This window comes from Mucilaginibacter sp., from assembly GCF_964263795.1.
Taxonomy (GTDB): domain Bacteria; phylum Bacteroidota; class Bacteroidia; order Sphingobacteriales; family Sphingobacteriaceae; genus Mucilaginibacter.
Genome location: NZ_CAXVWK010000057.1, coordinates 1 through 17,251 on the forward strand (window position 1 = coordinate 1; position 17,251 = coordinate 17,251).

General features: G+C 43.0%; 26 protein-coding genes. 22 read left to right on the plus strand and 4 right to left on the minus strand.

The features are described from left to right. Positions 1-6 precede the first annotated feature (6 nt). The 22 genes from rplN (at position 7) to ACE5CV_RS09795 (ending at position 14,053) form a co-directional block, all read left to right on the plus strand. Positions 7-375, plus strand: coding sequence for a 50S ribosomal protein L14 (rplN, locus tag ACE5CV_RS09690; protein ID WP_073405786.1), 369 nt, complete (start codon positions 7-9; stop codon positions 373-375). Position 376: 1 nt separating this feature from the next. Further along, the gene (rplX, locus tag ACE5CV_RS09695; protein ID WP_374949969.1) at positions 377-721 is read left to right on the plus strand and encodes a 50S ribosomal protein L24; all 345 of its coding nucleotides are present in this window, start codon (positions 377-379) and stop codon (positions 719-721) included. Beyond that, positions 721-1,290, plus strand: coding sequence for a 50S ribosomal protein L5 (gene rplE / locus ACE5CV_RS09700; RefSeq protein ID WP_374949970.1), 570 nt, complete (start codon positions 721-723; stop codon positions 1,288-1,290). Before rplX ends, rplE begins: the two co-directional genes overlap by 1 nt. After that, on the plus strand, positions 1,283-1,552 hold the full coding sequence (rpsN, locus tag ACE5CV_RS09705; RefSeq protein WP_374949971.1) for a 30S ribosomal protein S14: 270 nt from the start codon (positions 1,283-1,285) through the stop codon (positions 1,550-1,552). The genes rplE and rpsN overlap by 8 nt, the downstream gene beginning before the upstream one ends. A 147-nt stretch (positions 1,553-1,699) precedes the next feature. Further along, the gene (rpsH, locus tag ACE5CV_RS09710; protein ID WP_374950175.1) at positions 1,700-2,101 is read left to right on the plus strand and encodes a 30S ribosomal protein S8; all 402 of its coding nucleotides are present in this window, start codon (positions 1,700-1,702) and stop codon (positions 2,099-2,101) included. 17 nt (positions 2,102-2,118) lie between these two features. Beyond that, the gene (gene rplF, locus ACE5CV_RS09715; protein WP_374949972.1) at positions 2,119-2,676 is read left to right on the plus strand and encodes a 50S ribosomal protein L6; all 558 of its coding nucleotides are present in this window, start codon (positions 2,119-2,121) and stop codon (positions 2,674-2,676) included. Next, positions 2,676-3,029: a 50S ribosomal protein L18 gene (gene rplR, locus ACE5CV_RS09720; RefSeq protein ID WP_374950176.1), complete on the plus strand. Its 354-nt coding sequence runs from the start codon at positions 2,676-2,678 to the stop codon at positions 3,027-3,029. Before rplF ends, rplR begins: the two co-directional genes overlap by 1 nt. 12 nt (positions 3,030-3,041) lie before the next feature. Further along, the gene (gene rpsE / locus ACE5CV_RS09725) at positions 3,042-3,560 is read left to right on the plus strand and encodes a 30S ribosomal protein S5 (RefSeq protein WP_134335652.1); all 519 of its coding nucleotides are present in this window, start codon (positions 3,042-3,044) and stop codon (positions 3,558-3,560) included. Between the two features lie 6 nt (positions 3,561-3,566). After that, entirely contained in the window at positions 3,567-3,746 is a 180-nt protein-coding gene (gene rpmD / locus ACE5CV_RS09730; protein WP_067059736.1) for a 50S ribosomal protein L30, read from the plus strand. Between the two features lie 4 nt (positions 3,747-3,750). Beyond that, entirely contained in the window at positions 3,751-4,197 is a 447-nt protein-coding gene (gene rplO, locus ACE5CV_RS09735) for a 50S ribosomal protein L15 (RefSeq protein ID WP_374949973.1), read from the plus strand. Positions 4,198-4,202: 5 nt separating this feature from the next. After that, positions 4,203-5,546, plus strand: coding sequence for a preprotein translocase subunit SecY (gene secY / locus ACE5CV_RS09740; RefSeq protein WP_374949974.1), 1,344 nt, complete (start codon positions 4,203-4,205; stop codon positions 5,544-5,546). Positions 5,547-5,554: 8 nt separating this feature from the next. Then, positions 5,555-6,346, plus strand: a complete 792-nt coding sequence (gene map, locus ACE5CV_RS09745) for a type I methionyl aminopeptidase (RefSeq protein WP_374949975.1) — start codon at positions 5,555-5,557, stop codon at positions 6,344-6,346. A 63-nt stretch (positions 6,347-6,409) separates the two neighbouring features. Further along, entirely contained in the window at positions 6,410-6,628 is a 219-nt protein-coding gene (infA, locus tag ACE5CV_RS09750; RefSeq protein WP_022833270.1) for a translation initiation factor IF-1, read from the plus strand. An 8-nt stretch (positions 6,629-6,636) separates the two neighbouring features. Beyond that, on the plus strand, positions 6,637-6,753 hold the full coding sequence (gene rpmJ, locus ACE5CV_RS09755; protein ID WP_082855993.1) for a 50S ribosomal protein L36: 117 nt from the start codon (positions 6,637-6,639) through the stop codon (positions 6,751-6,753). Positions 6,754-6,823: 70 nt separating this feature from the next. Continuing rightward, positions 6,824-7,201: a 30S ribosomal protein S13 gene (gene rpsM, locus ACE5CV_RS09760; RefSeq protein ID WP_121245926.1), complete on the plus strand. Its 378-nt coding sequence runs from the start codon at positions 6,824-6,826 to the stop codon at positions 7,199-7,201. Between the two features lie 138 nt (positions 7,202-7,339). Then, positions 7,340-7,729, plus strand: a complete 390-nt coding sequence (rpsK, locus tag ACE5CV_RS09765; protein ID WP_374949976.1) for a 30S ribosomal protein S11 — start codon at positions 7,340-7,342, stop codon at positions 7,727-7,729. Positions 7,730-7,796: 67 nt separating this feature from the next. Then, positions 7,797-8,405 (plus strand): 30S ribosomal protein S4, encoded by a 609-nt coding sequence (gene rpsD, locus ACE5CV_RS09770; RefSeq protein WP_374949977.1) that lies wholly within the window; start codon positions 7,797-7,799, stop codon positions 8,403-8,405. Positions 8,406-8,501: 96 nt separating this feature from the next. Continuing rightward, entirely contained in the window at positions 8,502-9,494 is a 993-nt protein-coding gene (locus ACE5CV_RS09775) for a DNA-directed RNA polymerase subunit alpha (RefSeq protein ID WP_374949978.1), read from the plus strand. Positions 9,495-9,657: 163 nt separating this feature from the next. Then, entirely contained in the window at positions 9,658-10,236 is a 579-nt protein-coding gene (gene rplQ / locus ACE5CV_RS09780; RefSeq protein ID WP_374949979.1) for a 50S ribosomal protein L17, read from the plus strand. 165 nt (positions 10,237-10,401) lie between these two features. After that, entirely contained in the window at positions 10,402-12,138 is a 1,737-nt protein-coding gene (locus ACE5CV_RS09785) for a thiamine pyrophosphate-dependent enzyme (protein ID WP_374949980.1), read from the plus strand. Between the two features lie 4 nt (positions 12,139-12,142). Further along, entirely contained in the window at positions 12,143-12,808 is a 666-nt protein-coding gene (locus ACE5CV_RS09790) for a phosphatase PAP2 family protein (protein WP_374949981.1), read from the plus strand. A 54-nt stretch (positions 12,809-12,862) separates the two neighbouring features. Next, positions 12,863-14,053, plus strand: a complete 1,191-nt coding sequence (locus ACE5CV_RS09795) for a DUF1624 domain-containing protein (protein WP_374949982.1) — start codon at positions 12,863-12,865, stop codon at positions 14,051-14,053. A 2-nt stretch (positions 14,054-14,055) separates the two neighbouring features. On the opposite strand, the gene trxA is transcribed toward ACE5CV_RS09795, so the two are convergent. From trxA to ACE5CV_RS09815, 4 genes are all read right to left on the minus strand, one after another. Next, on the minus strand, positions 14,056-14,352 hold the full coding sequence (gene trxA, locus ACE5CV_RS09800; protein ID WP_374949983.1) for a thioredoxin: 297 nt from the start codon (positions 14,350-14,352) through the stop codon (positions 14,056-14,058). A 98-nt stretch (positions 14,353-14,450) separates the two neighbouring features. After that, on the minus strand, positions 14,451-15,329 hold the full coding sequence (locus tag ACE5CV_RS09805) for an alpha/beta hydrolase (RefSeq protein ID WP_374949984.1): 879 nt from the start codon (positions 15,327-15,329) through the stop codon (positions 14,451-14,453). A 22-nt stretch (positions 15,330-15,351) separates the two neighbouring features. Further along, positions 15,352-16,347: an MBL fold metallo-hydrolase gene (locus ACE5CV_RS09810; RefSeq protein WP_374949985.1), complete on the minus strand. Its 996-nt coding sequence runs from the start codon at positions 16,345-16,347 to the stop codon at positions 15,352-15,354. 67 nt (positions 16,348-16,414) lie between these two features. Further along, positions 16,415-17,245, minus strand: a complete 831-nt coding sequence (locus tag ACE5CV_RS09815; RefSeq protein ID WP_374949986.1) for an alpha/beta hydrolase — start codon at positions 17,243-17,245, stop codon at positions 16,415-16,417. Positions 17,246-17,251 lie beyond the last annotated feature (6 nt).

Sequence of the window (17,251 nt, forward strand, 5' to 3'; positions counted from 1 at the left end):
AATAACATGGTACAACAGGAATCAAGATTGAATGTAGCCGACAACAGTGGCGCTAAAGAAGTTTTAGTGATCCGTGTATTAGGTGGTACCGGTAAAAGATATGCTTCTATTGGCGATAAGATAGTTGTTACCGTAAAAAGCGCTTTACCATCAGGTAACGTAAAAAAAGGTACCGTATCTAAAGCAGTAGTGGTAAGAACCAAAAAAGAAATCCGCAGGAAAGATGGTTCATATATCCGCTTTGACGATAACGCAGCCGTTTTGTTAAACAACCAGGATGAGCCAAGGGGCACACGTATTTTTGGCCCTGTTGCCAGAGAACTACGTGAAAAACAATTTATGAAAATTGTATCATTAGCACCGGAGGTATTGTAATATGGAAAGCAAAAAGAACACAAAACCAGCTAAATTAAAGATCCGTAAGGGCGATTTAGTGAAGGTAATAGCCGGCGATTCTAAAGGAACGCAAGGCAAGGTAACCGAGGTTATCATTGAAAAGAACAGGGTGGTGGTTGAAGGTGCCAACATGGTATCAAAACACACTAAACCAAATGCAGCCAACCCTAACGGCGGGATTGTAAAGCAGGAAGCTGCGATACATATTTCCAACCTGGCGCTGGTTGAGCCTAAGACAGGTAAAACTACCCGCGTTGGCCGTAAATTAAACGATGCCGGCAAATTAGTAAGGGTATCAAAAAAATCAGGGGAGGAAATTAAGTAATGGCTTACGTACCAAGATTAAAATCAAAATATAAAGAGGATATCCGCATCGCACTGAAAGACAAGTTTCAGTACAAAAGCGTAATGCAGGTTCCTAAGTTGCAAAAAATTGCCATTAACCAGGGTGTTGGCGGTGCTACTACCGATAAAAAACTTATCGAGAACACTATCACCGAGTTAACCACCATTACCGGTCAGCAAGCGGTTGCATCTAAATCTAAAAAGGATATCTCTAACTTCAAATTACGTAAAGGTATGCCGATTGGTGTACGTGTTACTTTACGTGATAACACCATGTATGAGTTTTTAGACCGCTTAATTGCTGTTGCCCTTCCACGTATCCGTGATTTTAAAGGCATCAACGACAAAGGTTTTGACGGTAAAGGAAACTATACTTTAGGTATATCAGAGCAGATCATCTTCCCTGAGATCAATATCGATAAGATTAACAAGATCCAGGGTATGGATATTACTTTTGTAACCTCGGCAACCAACGATGTTGAAGCATTGGAGTTACTAAAACAATTTGGTTTACCATTTAAAAATCAAACACCAACTAACAATGGCTAAAGAAGGCGTAAAGGCTCGTGAAGTAAAACGTGCCAAATTAGTAGCAAAATTTGCTGAAAAAAGAGCAGCACTTAAAGCAGCCGGCGATTACCAGGCTTTAGATAAATTACCTAAAGCGGCATCACCGGTAAAATTACACAACCGTTGTAAATTAACCGGCCGCCCACGTGGTTACATGCGCCAGTTTGGTATATCGCGTGTTACATTCCGCGATATGGCATTAGCTGGTAAAATACCGGGTGTTAAAAAAGCAAGCTGGTAATCAAAATATCAGACCCGTACATGAAATTCAAAACATAGTATAATGTTTTGAATTTTTTGTAATTTCGCGGTTCGAATTTACAAACGAATTAACCGGTAGAAGGTCGGCAGGGATGTTACCTGCAGGAAACCACTATCATAAACAACAATAATGAATACAGATCCAATCGCAGATTATCTTACAAGAGTAAGGAATGCTATTAAAGCCAACCACAGGGTTGTTGAAATTCCTGCATCAAATCTGAAAAAGGAAATCACTAAAGTGCTTTTCGAAAAAGGTTACATTGCTAATTACAAGTTTGAGGATAACGGCCCTCAAGGCACTATTAAAGTTGCTTTGAAGTACCACCCTATAACTAAAATCTCTGCTATCCGCAGCATTTCACGTATTAGTAAACCAGGTTTGAGGAAATACGCAGGCATCGATAACTTGCCACGCGTATTAAATGGTTTAGGTATCGCCATCTTATCGACTTCTCACGGTGTAATGACCGATAAAGAAGCTCGTTCACAAAATGTGGGTGGCGAAGTTTTATGCTACGTTTATTAATAGGAGGAAATTAAGCAATGTCAAGAATAGGAAAAGCACCTATTGCGTTAACCAGCGGTGTTACCGTTACGGTATCAGCAGATAATGTTGTTACTGTTAAAGGCCCAAAAGGTGAATTGCAACAGGAAGTTGATAGAGATATCATCATTGAGCAAGAAGGTGGCGAGTTATTAGTAAAACGCCCTTCAGACCAAAAGCGTCACAAAGCGTTACACGGTTTATACCGTTCGCTTATAAATAACATGGTTGTTGGTGTAACTACAGGTTACAAAATTGAGCAGGAATTAGTAGGTGTGGGTTACCGCGCAACTAATACCGGCAACACGTTAGATCTTGTGTTGGGTTACTCTCACCACTACGTGTTCCAACTACCACAAGAAATTAAAGTTTCAACCACTGCTGAGAAGGGTAAGAACCCTACCATCATCCTGGAATCAAACGATAAACAATTGATAGGACAAGTTGCGGCGAAAATCCGTTCGTTACGTACTCCTGAGCCTTATAAAGGTAAAGGTATCAAGTTTGTTGGCGAAATATTGAGAAGAAAAGCAGGTAAATCAGCATCTAAAAAATAATCGTCATGAAATTATCAAGAAGAGACAGGATTAAAAAAGGCATCAGAAAACGCCTTTCAGGATCAACAGCACGCCCACGTTTATCTGTTTTCAGAAGCAACAAAGGCATCTATGCACAAATTATTGACGATGTTACTGGTAAAACTATTGTATCAGCTTCATCATTATCAAAAGATTTTGTTGCAAGTGGTACAACCAAATCAGACCAATCTACCGCTGTAGGTAAATTAGTAGCATCTAAAGCTATTGCCGCAGGTATTGTAGATGTAGTGTTTGACAGGAATGGCTACCTGTATCACGGCCGTATCAAATCATTGGCCGAAGGTGCACGTGAAGGTGGTTTAAACTTTTAATCGAAACAGGAAATGTCAACAATCAACATAAAAAGAGTAAAAACCAGCGAGATCGAATTAAAAGATCGCCTGGTGAGTATACAACGTGTAGCCAAAGTAACCAAAGGTGGCCGTACATTTAGCTTTAGTGCCATTGTGGTAGTAGGCGACGAAAACGGTGTTGTAGGTTATGGTTTGGGTAAAGCGAAAGAGGTTACCGAGGCTATTGCCAAAGGTATTGATGATGCTAAAAAGAACTTGGTAAAAGTTCCAATTATCAACAACACTATCCCTCATGAGCAAATAGGTAAATTCAGCGGTGGTTTCGTATTCTTAAAACCAGCTGCAAACGGTACCGGTGTAATTGCCGGTGGTGCAATGCGCGCTGTATTAGAATCTGCAGGTGTACACAACGTACTTGCAAAATCAAAAGGCTCATCAAACCCGCACAACGTGGTTAAAGCAACCGTATCTGCCTTAGCACAATTGCGTGATGCAGTTACTGTAGCTCAACAACGCGGTATTAGTTTAGGTAAAGTATTTAACGGATAATCAGTCATGTCGAAAATTAAAATAACACAAATTAAAAGCGTTATCGACAGAAGCGAGCGCCAAAAGAAAACCGTTGAGGCCTTAGGCCTTAAGAAAATTAACCACAGCGTGGAAGTTGAAGCCACTGCGGCTATTATAGGTATGGTTAGGAAAGTTAACCACCTGGTAGCAGTAGAAAATATTTAATATCATGAATTTAAGTAATCTTAAACCTGCAGAAGGTTCTACTAAAAATAGGAAAAGAATTGGCCGTGGTACAGGTTCTGGCCGTGGCGGTACATCAACCCGTGGCCACAAAGGTGCCGGCTCACGTTCAGGTACATCTACCAAGGTAGGTTTTGAAGGTGGCCAGATGCCATTGCAACGCCGTGTGCCTAAGGTGGGCTTTAAAAACCCTAACCGTGTTGAGTATACTGGTGTTAACCTTGATGTGTTACAACAACTGGTTGAGAAATTTTCACTGGAAACAGTTGATTTTGAAATCCTGAAAGAGCACGGTTTGGCTTCACGTAATGATTTAGTAAAAATACTTGGTCGTGGCGAATTAAAAGCTAAATTAGAGGTTAAAGCACATGCATTTACTGCTACTGCACAAAAAGCTATTGAAGCAGCTGGCGGAACTATTGTAAAGTTATAATTTCGATGAAGAAATTTTTCACCACATTATCCAATATCTGGAAAATTGAAGATCTAAGAGTGCGTATCATAAACACACTCTTATTTCTTTTGATATATCGTGTTGGTTCGTATATCGTTTTGCCGGGCGTAAAGGCGGCATCGCTTAATGCCACACAAAATAAAGAGGGGCTTGTAGGTTTGTTAAACATGTTTGCCGGAGGATCGTTCTCACGTTCTTCTATTTTGGCATTGGGTGTTATGCCTTATATCTCTGCTTCAATTGTGGTGCAATTATTGGGTATTGCGGTACCATACTTTATTAAATTACAAAAAGAAGGCGAAAGCGGCCGTAACAAAATCAACCAATGGACACGCTATTTAACGATAGCTATAACCGCGGCGCAAGCTATTGGCTATTTGAAGTCGCAGATCCAGCCGGATGCCATGACCATCTCAAACCCGCTATTTACCATCCTGAATACTTGCGTATTAACTGCAGGTACTTTGTTTGTGATGTGGCTGGGTGAGAAGATCACAGATAAAGGTATCGGTAATGGTATTTCCTTGATCATTATGACGGGTATCATTGCTCAGTTGCCAAGTGCGGTTGTGGTAGAGTTTGATTCTCGTACAAACGGTGCAGGTGGTTTAATTACCTTTATAGTTGAGATTGTTGCACTGTTGGGTGTGGTAATGTTTACTATACTTATAGTACAAGGTACACGTAAAATAGCCGTGCAATATGCAAAACGTATTGTGGGTAACAAACAATATGGTGGTGTGCGCCAGTATATACCTTTAAAGGTAAATGCTGCAGGTGTAATGCCTATCATTTTTGCACAGGCATTAATGTTTATCCCGGCAACTATCTCGCAATTTTTCCCTAATGCAAGTGCTAACGGTATGTTGATAGCATTATCAAACTACAACTCGTGGCAGCATAACGTTACGTTTGGTATATTGATCATTTTGTTTACATACTTCTATACTGCTATCACAGTTAACCCTAACCAGATGGCTGATGATATGAAAAAGAACGGTGGTTTTATACCGGGTGTTAAACCGGGTAAATCTACAGCCGATTATATCGACGGGGTTATCTCTAAGATAACATTGCCAGGTTCTATTTTCTTAGCTATCATTGCTATTATACCGGCCCTGGCCAGTTTAGTAGGGGTTAGCAGCATTTTCGCAAGATTCTTCGGCGGCACTTCATTGATCATCCTTGTGGGTGTGGTATTAGATACGTTACAGCAGATTGAGAGCCACTTGTTAATGCGCCATTATGACGGATTAATGAAAACAGGGCGTATCAAAGGCCGTGCAAGTATCCCTACAGCATCAGGTGCTACTCCGCCGGTTATCTAATTTAAAACATGTCAAAGATCATTTATAAGTCTGTCGAGGAGATAGAGCTGATAAGAGAAAGTTCTTTACTTGTATCCAAAACACACGGGGAGATAGCTAAAGTTATAGGCCCTGGTATTACTACTTTAGAATTAAATAAACTTGCCGAGACCTTTATCCGTGACAACGGAGGGGTCCCGGCATTTTTGAACTATAACGGTTTCCCATTCTCGTTATGCATTTCGCTTAACGACGAGGTGGTGCACGGTTTTCCAACAAACAAACCTTTGATTGAGGGTGACCTGGTATCTGTTGATTGTGGTGTTGTGCTCAACAAGTACTACGGCGACTCTGCTTATACTTTTGCTATTGGCGAAGTTGACCAGACCACCCAAAAACTAATGCGCATTACTAAGGAGTGTTTAGCTCTTGGTATTGAGAAAGCAGTTGTAGGTATGCGTGTTGGCGATATAGGCTATGCTGTACAAGAACACGCGGAAAAGAACGGCTTTGGTGTAGTGAAGGAATTGGTTGGCCATGGTGTAGGTACACGCCTGCACGAAAAACCTGAAGTTCCTAACTATGGTAAACGTGGCGCAGGCATTAAATTAGAGGAAGGGATGGTGATTGCCATTGAGCCGATGATTAATGCGGGTCGTGCCGGTGTTAAGTTTTGGGACGATGGATGGACAGTATCAACCGTTGACAAAAAACCTTCGGCACATTACGAGCATACGGTAGCTGTAAAGAGGGGCAAAGCCGATGTTTTATCGACGTTTGATTATATCGATAAAGTTTTAGAAGAAAAAAATAAAAAGTAAATAATTTTTATTAATTTTGCATCCCGGTTTTGGGGTGGATAATTAAGTAATAATCAATAAAATATGGCAAAACAATCCTCGATTGAGCAAGATGGTACAATTCGCGAAGCGTTATCTAACGCGATGTTTAGAGTTGAACTTGAAAATGGCCACGAGATTATTGCACACATATCCGGAAAAATGCGGATGCATTACATCAAAATTTTACCTGGAGACAGAGTAAAATTGGAGATGAGTCCGTATGATTTAACAAAAGGAAGAATAACCTACAGATATAAATAACAAACGAGATGAAAGTTAGAGCATCCATCAAAAAACGCAGTGTTGATTGCAAGATCATCCGCCGTAACGGGAAACTTTATGTGATAAACAAAAAGAACCCTAAGTTTAAGCAGCGTCAGGGATAATTAAAAAGAATTGTGATAGCCGTACAACGGTGGCCCGCCGTTCGGTATCATTTAAAACAGAAAAAACAATATGGCAAGGATCTCAGGTATTGATTTACCAAAAAACAAAAGAGGCGAGATAGGCTTAACCTACATTTACGGTATTGGCCGTACTACCGCCCAAAACATTTTAACTGAAGCTGGTATTGATTTCAATACTAAAGTTCAGGATTGGTCAGATGATCAGTTAACTGCTATTCGTACTATCATTAACGATCAAATTAAGGTTGAAGGTGCTCTGCGTTCAGAAGTTCAGCTTAACATCAAACGTTTAATGGATATTGGTTGCTACCGTGGTACCCGTCATCGTAAAGGTTTACCTCTACGTGGCCAACGTACCAAAAACAACTCACGTACCCGTAAAGGAAAACGTAAAACAGTTGCTAACAAAAAGAAAGCTACTAAATAGTAAGTGATTAATGATTTAAGGATAGAGATTAGTTTCTGTCTTTAAAATCGTTAGGAATAATAAAATTAAAGCGATTAGTGGGTCCGAGTTATAAAATCACTAACTCAGTAATTCACTAAATCAATAATTAAAAACAAAATGGCTAAAAGCAAAAAAGTTACCAAAAAGCGTATTGTTGTTGTTGAGCAAGTTGGCGAGGCACACATCAATGCAACTTTTAACAACATCATTATCACCCTTACCAACAAAAGCGGCCAGGCTATTTCATGGTCTTCAGCCGGTAAAATGGGTTTTAAAGGTTCTAAAAAGAACACCCCTTACGCTGCCGGTCAGGCTGCTGGCGATTGCGGTAAAGTTGCCTATGATTTAGGCTTACGCAAAGTAGAGGTGTTTGTTAAAGGCCCGGGTTCAGGCCGCGAGTCTGCTATCCGTACCCTGCAAACAACAGGTATCGAGGTAACTACTATTAAGGACATTACACCGCTTCCACACAATGGTTGCCGTCCGTCAAAACGTCGTAGAGTTTAATTCACTAAATTTTTAAAGCTAAGATTCGGCAGCTGCGGGCTGTTTGATACTTTAAAACACACAAATAATGGCAAGATATACAGGCCCTAAATCAAAAATTGCGCGTAGGTTCCGCGAGCCGATCTTCGGTCCGGATAAAGCGTTGGAAAGAAAAAACTACGGACCAGGTATGCATGGTGCTTCTAAAAGAAGAGGAAAGCAATCTGAGTACGCCGTACAGTTAATGGAAAAACAAAAAGTTAAATACACTTACGGTGTATTAGAGCGTCAGTTCGAAAACTTGTTCCATACAGCATCAGCTAAAGAAGGCATTACCGGTGAAAACCTGTTGAAATTCTTAGAAGCTCGTTTAGATAACGCAGTTTACCGTTTAGGTATTGCGCCTACACGTTCTGGTGCACGCCAGTTAGTTGGCCACAAACACATTACTGTAAACGGTGGCGTTGTAAACATCGCTTCATACCAGTTAAAAGCTGGCGACGTTATTGCAGTTCGCGAAAAATCAAAATCACTTGAGGCTATCAGCAATTCAGTTGCCGGACGCAAGATCAACAAGTATAGCTGGTTAGAATGGGATGCTGCCGAATTAACAGGCAAATTCCTTAACTATCCAAACCGTGACGAGATTCCGGAAAACATTAAGGAAAACCTTATTGTGGAGTTATACTCAAAATAATAACGATTCTTATCCACCGAATGATTGGCATTTTATGTCAATCATTTTCGTGGTTAATACCAACTCAAATCATTAAACAATAAACAAAAGATATAAATGGCAATTTTAGCATTTCAAAAACCAGACAAGGTTATCATGCAGAAATCAAACGATTTTGATGGCACGTTTGAGTTTCGTCCGTTAGAACCAGGCTTCGGTATAACCATTGGTAATGCTCTGCGTCGTATCTTACTTTCTTCATTAGAAGGTTATGCTATTACATCTGTACGTATATCAGGCGTAATGCATGAGTTTTCAACTATCAAAGGGGTGGTTGAAGATGTAACCGAGATCATTTTGAACTTAAAACAAGTTCGTTTTAAAAAATCAGGTGAATCGGGCGATAATGAGAAAATATTTGTGATCATTAACGGCCAGGACACTTTTAGTGCAGGCGACATCACTAAGTTTTCAAACAACTTTACAGTGTTGAACCCTGATCTGGTTATTTGTAACATGGATTCATCGGTAACGCTTGAAGTTGAGCTTACCGTTGCTAAAGGCCGTGGTTACATCAGTAACGAAGAAAATAAAAATCCTGATGCTAACGTAGGTGTTATTCCGATCGATTCGATTTTTACACCTATTAAAAATGTTAAATACACGTTAGAAAACTACCGTGTTGAGCAAAAAACGGATTATGAAAAATTGATTCTTGATATCTCTACCGATGGTTCTATCCATCCGGAAGATGCTTTGAAACAAGCTGCTAAGATCCTTATCCAACACTTTATGCTGTTCTCTGATGAGAATATGATGCTTGAGGCGCAGGCTAAAGAAGAAACAAAAGAAGTTGACGAAGAGATTTTACACATGCGTAAGATCCTTAAAACTGAATTGGTTGATCTTGACCTTTCTGTACGTGCATTAAATTGCTTAAAAGCTGCTGATATCCGTAGCCTTGCAGACTTGGTATCTTACGATGTTGCTGACATGTTAAAATTCAGAAACTTTGGTAAAAAATCATTAACTGAAATTCAGGACCTGGTTAAATCAAAAGGATTATCTTTTGGTATGAACCTTTCTAAATTCAAGTTAGACGAAGAATAATTTTAAGTTATAAGTATTGAGTTTTGAGAGATAAGTTTTTCTTTAACTCATAACTCATAACTCACTACTCATAACACAACACTAATAATAAGCGAGGGCATAATTCCGCGGGCTTGACTAAATAGCCGCCCAACGGTATGCACGTGCACAAATTAACAAACAAATGAGACACGGAAGAAAAGTAAACCATTTAGGCCGCACAGACAGCCATCGTAAAGCGATGATGTCTAATATGGCATCTTCGCTTATTTTACACAAGCGTATTACAACAACTTTAGCTAAAGCAAAAGCTTTACGCGGTTACGTTGAGCCATTATTAACAAAATCAAAAAACGATACTACGCACTCACGCCGTACCGTATTTAGCTACCTGCAAGACAAGGACACTACGAACATCTTGTTCCGTGAAATTGCTGCAAAAATTGCTAACCGCCCGGGTGGTTACACACGTATTGTTAAGTTAGAGAACCGTTTAGGCGATAACGCCGAAATGGCAATCATTGAATTGGTTGACTACAATACTGTTTACGGTAAAGATGTAGCAGCTAAATCTGAGAAAAAATCAACCCGTCGTCGTGGTGGTGCTGGTAAAGCAAAAACTGCAACAGAAACTGCTGCTCCTGTAGCTGAAGAAACTGTAGCTGATGCGCCGGTTGCTGAAGCAACGCCGGAAGCAGAAACTCCTGCGACTGAAACTCCTGCAACTCCTGAAAAAGAAGAGAATGCAGAAAAAGGCGAATAATTAATTATTCAATTTTAAGAATTAAAAAGCTCCCGATCTATCGGGAGCTTTTTTGTTTTTAGTGCTTTCCGCTCTTCAGTGCCCCCGTCATTGGTTTATCTAATTCATTAATTTTAAAACCCCATGCGGCATATCAGGTTTAAGTAATACAATTACAATAGTATTATGGCAAACATTGCAGACCAGATGGTGGAAATGCTGGTGAACGCGGGCATCAAACGTATATACGCCGTAACCGGCGACAGCTTGAATGAAGTTAATGATGCCGTTAGGCGCGAAGGTACCATTCAATGGATTCATGTTCGGCATGAGGAGGCGGGCGCCTACGCAGCAGGCGCCGAAGCCCAGGTAACCGGCCAGCTGGCTTGTTGTGCAGGCAGCAGCGGCCCCGGCCACGTGCACCTGATCAATGGATTGTACGATGCCCACCGCTCGGCCGCCCCGGTTATTGCAATAGCATCTACAGTTGCCAGCTTTGAGTATGGTACAGAATACTTCCAGGAAACCAACACCATTAAATTATTTGATGATTGCAGCTACTATAACCAGGTAGCTACAACGCCAAAACAGTTCCCGCGGATGATGCAGGCAGGGATACAGGCCGCTTTGCATCGTAAAGGAGTGGCTGTACTTGGTGTACCCGGCGACCTTACCAGTATGGATACCGAGGAGATCATGACCTCGACCATTAACTATAACCCTATCCCGGTTATAAAACCTACTGCCGAAGACCTGTCGAAATTAGCAGATTTGCTCAATCATCATAAAAAGATCACCCTGTTTTGCGGTATCGGTGCTGCCGATGCGCATGACGAGGTTGTGGCTTTATCCAAATTATTAAATGCGCCTGTTGGATACTCGTTCCGCGCTAAGATGGATATCCAGTATGATAACCCTAACGAAGTAGGTATGACGGGGCTGTTAGGGCTTCCATCAGCTTATCACAGCATGCACGAGAGCGACCTGCTGGTTTTGCTCGGCACCGATTTCCCGTATGAGCAGTTTATGCCTACCGAATGCAAGATAGTGCAGGTTGATATCAAACCGGAACGTATTGGCCGCCGCGCAAAGGTTGAGGTTGGCCTTTGCGGAAGCATCAAAGATACCCTTACCGATCTGCTTCCGTTAATTGAGCAGCACCAGGACGACAGCTTTTTAAAGGCGCAGCTTGAATTTTACGGCAACGTAAAGGAAAATATGAAGATCTATGTAGATGATGCCGGTAAAAAGGAGAATATCCACCCAGAGTATGTTGCCAACCTGATAGACCAGTTAGCTACGGATGATGCGATATTTACGGTAGATACAGGTATGTCATGCGTTTGGGGTTCCCGCTATATAAATGCAACCGGCAAACGCAAAATGATCGGGTCTTTCAATCACGGCTCAATGGCTAACGCGATGCCGCAGGCTATCGGCGCGGCGCTGGCCCTACCGGGCAGGCAGGTCATAGCACTTTGTGGCGACGGAGGGCTAAGCATGCTGCTGGGCGATCTGGCCACCATTACGCAATACAAACTGCCCATCAAGATCATTGTGTTTAACAACCGCTCTTTAGGGATGGTTAAGCTGGAGATGGAAGTTGCCGGCCTGCCCGATTGGCAAACCGAAATGCATAACCCGGATTTTGCTATGGTTGCCAAGGCAATGGGTATTAAAGGCTTTACCGTAACCGACCCGGATGACGCGAAACAAGCCCTGCAGGAAGCATTTATGTACAACGGCCCTGCTTTGGTAAATATCTTTACAGACCCTAACGCCCTGGCAATGCCGCCAAAGATAGAGATGGGGCAGGTTAAGGGGATGGCGCTATCCATGACCAAATTAATGCTGAACGGACGGATGGACGAGGTGATTGATACGTTCAAGGCAAATTATAAACACTTAAAAGACCTTATTTAATTAAATGAATATCCGCAGGCAGCACATCATGGTGTTGGTACTGTCCATTATTACTTTGGGGTTTATCGCCCTGTCTATCCTGGTGCATGTGTTCCCGCAGTCGGGGTTAGATGTACGTTTCTCGCGCGAGATCCAGGCACATCAAAACCCGGTTATTGATAAGGTCATGTACTTTATCAGCACCCCCGGTTATGAGCCAGAGGCGCCTGTAATGGTTGTTAGCACCGCATTTATTCTGCTGTTGTTTAAATATAAAAAAGCCGCGCTGTACACAATTGCTACTATGCTTGCCGGGCTGGTAAGTACAGTGATTAAAGCACTCATTAACCGGCCCCGCCCATCAGATACCCTGGTGCGCATAGTTTATAAAACTACCCAGCAAAGCTTTCCCAGCGGGCATGTGCTTTTCTATGTGGTGTTTTTTGGTTTTATGGTGGTGCTGATGTTTCAGCTGGAAGATGTGAACAAAGTTATCCGCTGGATAGTGGGCGGCATTAGCTTGCTGATGATCTTTTCCATACCACTTTCGCGGATCTATCTCGGTGCCCATTGGTTTACCGATGTATTAGGCGGTTTTTTACTTGGCTTGCTATGCCTGTACCTGCTCACGTGGCTTTACCTGCGTAAACGGGCGGATAGGGAAGAAGCGCCTGTTGCCGAAAAACAATAGTTTTTGTGCGGCGGATTTGCTAACTTGAGCGGTAAATCCTTAACCTGCACAAACATGACTGCTGAACAGCCAACCAAACAGCGTATCCAGTCTATCGATATATTGCGCGGAGCAATAATGTTGATCATGGCTATTGACCACACCCGCGAGTATTTTCACAAAGGTGCAATAACCTATAACCCAACCGACCTTGCAACCACATATCCGGCCTTGTTCTTCACCAGATGGATCACCCACTTTTGCGCGCCGATATTTGTTTTCCTAAGCGGCATATCAGCTTACCTTGCCGGCAGCCGCCGTACTAAGGGGCAGCTAAGCGGTTTTTTAATTAAGCGTGGGTTATGGCTGGTATTTGTGGAACTGGTGCTGATAACCTTTGCCTTATCACTAAACCCGTTATATAACGCCTTTGCCTTGCAGGTAATATGGGCAATCGGCGTAAGCATGATTATCTTAGGGATTTTGGTTTGGCTGCCGTTATGGGCTATTGGAACCATCGGGGTAATACTGATTGTAGGGCACGATCTGCTGATGCAAATCAAACTACCGCCAAACAGTTTAGAAGATACACTGCTAAAAGTGTTTTTTACGGCACAGGGATTTGTGGCACCACTTGATAAAAGCCATTTTGTGTTTGTGCTCTATGCCATTTTACCGTGGACGGGTATTATGTTACTGGGTTATACTTTCGGTACGTTGTATAAAACCGGAAGCAACCCAGCAGGCCGGCAAAAGTTTTTATTATACAGTGCAGGCGGCCTTATGCTATTGTTTATTGGCTTAAGGTATTCAAACGCGTACGGCGACCCGGCCCCGTGGGCGGTGCAAAAGGACGGCTTGTTTACCTTAATGTCATTTATAAATGTAAGCAAGTATCCGCCATCGTTATTGTACAGCTGCTTAACCCTATCGGTAGGATTATTTGTGCTGGCGGTAACAGAGAATGCCAGGGGCAAACTCGCTGCATTCTTTAAAGTTTACGGCAGTGTGCCGTTCTTTTATTACGTGCTACACTTTTACCTAATCCGCATACTATCCGTTGTGTTATTTTTTGCGCAAGGGTTTAAGTCATCGCAAATTATTACGCCTAACATGCCCTTCTTGTTTTCACCGCCGGGGATGGGCTTAAATCTGGGGTATACTTACTTGGTATGGCTGGGTATTATCCTGCTGTTGTACTACCCATGCAGGTGGTTCTCTAAATACAAACAGCACCACAAGCAATGGTGGCTAAGTTATTTGTAGAATTAAATATATTGCTCCAAAATACTTTGCAGTTGGCGCGCCTGTACAACACCGCTTTGGCGCCACTTGCTTTCGCCTTTTTGGAAAACCATTAATGTAGGTACGCTTTGCACACGGTAGGCGCTTGCAGCAGCCGGGTTTTTATCGATGTCGATCTTGATGATTGTCACTTTATCGCCAAGTGCATCCTTTACCTGCTTTAAAATAGGCGGCATCATTTTACACGGCCCGCACCACTCCGCAGCAAAATCTACTAATACGGGTTTGTCTGATGCGATGATATCCTGAAAGTTTGCCATAATTTCTTCTCCTTTTTATAACAACGAATAAAGAAGCAATACGTTTTAACGGACGACAATTAAAGGAGCAACAATAGCTAAGTACAACCCGTAATTGACTAATTATGCAACACCTTCTTCCGCTCGGGTTGCGGGATGTGGCTGTCTTCCAGCCAATCGGCCAGGCGCTGTGGCCAGTTGTTAATAGATTTTAGTTTACGGTTGGTACCCATATTGAAGGCATGGTCGCCTTTGGCATACAAATGCATTTCTACCGGTACTTTTGCCTCACGATATTTTTGGAGCAGTTGGATCAATGGCGGCGAACAGCATACATCATCATTGGCAGCTACTAAAAAAGCCGGCGGTGCATCAGCGGGGATAACACCAGGCATAAAACCCGGGCCGGGATAAACCTGGATAATAAAATTCGCCTTTGCACTTGCACGGTCTATCGGGTCGGCGGCTTTAGGGTTACCTTGAAGATTTTTAAAGGCGATCATATCAACCACCTCGCCACCTGCCGAAAAGCCCATCAGGCCGATGCGGTTGGTGTCTATACCAAACTCTGCCGCCCGGCTATGCACCAAACGCATTGCCCGGTAACCATCCGCCTTGGCATGAACGTCAATTCTGTAAGGCGACAAGGTATCCCTACCTAAACGGTATTTTAAAACGAAAACGGTAATGCCCAGATCGTTAAAGAACTTGGCCGGAGCCACGCCTTCAGAATTGTAAACCAACAACCGGTGACCGCCGCCCGGGCAAATCACCACTGCAGCACCGTTAGCTTTGCCGGCTGGCGGTATAAACACGGTAACAGATGGGTTATGGATATTTTTTACCCAGTAATCTTTCGCTTGCTCCGGCTCGTTGCGGCGGTTCTCAAAACCAGGCGCGCCTTTTGGCCAAAGCGGTATAACCGTTTGTGCATTAACTGCAAAGCTGACGGTAAGCAGCGCCAGCAACAAAAAGATCTTGACGAAAGCATTTTTCATGATTTAAGGGCTTTATACAGCCCTAACTCATAAACCTTTTCCACCAGTTAGAATTGTAGGCGGTTATAACATTGGTTGGTTGGCCGGGCTCAGGTAAAAATAACTCAATATTTTTCTGTTTCCCAAATTCAACCAATCTTTCTGCCGGCTCGTACCAGGCGTGTAAGGCCAGGTTAAAAGTGCCCCAGTGGATAGGCATCATGATCTTGCCTTTTAAGGCCAGGTGAGCATTGGATGCATTATCTGGCCCCATGTGAATGTCGGGCCAGTTACTGCCATAAGCGCCTATCTCCAGCATGGTAAGGTCAAACGGACCAAAGGCCTCGCCAATATCTGCAAAACCAGGAAACCAGCCCGAATCTGCTCCGTAGAAAATATTATGCTGTGGGCCTTTAATCACAAATGATGCCCAAAGCGTTTCGTTGCGGTTAAAGATGCCCCTGCCAGAAAAATGCCTTGACGGGGTAGCGGTAATATTGCAATCGCCAATCATTACACTATCGCCCCAATCTACCTCATGAATAAAGTTCTCGGCAATACCGTAACTTTTAATGTATTCGCAAACGCCCAGCGGTGTAATAAACCGGATATCCTGATCTGCAAAGAATTTAATGGTTTGGCTATCCATATGATCGTAATGATCATGTGATACGATGATCACATCGATAGGCGGCAGATCTTTTAGCGGCAACGGGGGCGCAAAAAAACGCTTCGGGCCGAATAGCGAGGTGAATGAAACCCGCTCGCTCCACACTGGATCTGTCAGGATACGGATGCCATCTACCTCTATCAATAAGCTGGAATGGCCTAGCCAGGTAACGCGCAGGCCACCATCCGGCGGGGTTTGGTAAATGCTTTTATCGGTATTGAACGGGCCAAGCTGTTTTTTGGGTGTGCTTTCGGCCTTGTTGTTAATATATTCTTTAAGGATAGGAAAAAACTTATCAAAGCCTGCCTCATCGGTAGGAATAGGGTTTTGGAATTTCTTTCCTTTTTTTACTGCGCCGGCTAAATTCATAGTACTTGCTGATGTTAACACTTTACAATAACGACAAAAGATGCGTTACAGTTGGCGCGATTGACCGTTATTTTTTTAAAAAGTCAATGGCAGCGTCGCAAAATTGCAATAGCGTGTCAGGCAGGATGGTTTTACCGTAAGGATGTGTAGCGTTAAAAACATGATCGGCACCAGCAATCACCTTTAAAACAGCATTGGGCTGAGCCTGATGTAATTGTTCTGCATGGCTTAACGGCACGCTGGTATCTTCGGCACCGTGAACAATGAGCCAGGGTTGGCTTATCTGCATAGCTTTCTGCTGAATATCCAGCCGGTCGGCATTGCGTTCTAGATCGTACAACAAACTAACCTTGTAAGGCATATTTTGCTTGGTGCGGGCGTTAGGCATATACATAACCCCCTGCAGTTTCCACTGTGCCTCGGCCTGTTTTGGCCAAAGATTATAAAAGCTGGATATAGCGGCCATAGTAACCAGTTTACCAACGCGTTTATCTTCGGCGGTTTTAACAATGCTTATTCCGCCGCCCATGCTGTGGCCAATTAGGTATACCTCGCGAACGGCAGGCATATAGGCGCCGCCGCAGGCAAAATCAATAATAGCGTTCAGATCTTCCAGCTCCATACTGAAGGTGTTATCACCAAAGGCGATCAGATCCTCAAAGTCGGTAGGGTTATCAACGGTGGTGCCGTTATGAGAGAAGTTGAATTTAAGGAACCGGGAACCATTGTTAGCAAAATATTCGGCCATCAGGTTATGCGCGCCCCAATCCTTAAACCCTCGGATGCCATGAGCAAAGATTACCAGCGGCGCTTTAGGATTGGTGTCGTGAAAAGTGATATCGGCCAGCATAGCGCGGCCTCTGGCACCCGGTATAGTATAAAATTTCTTGCGGATCATGGGGGT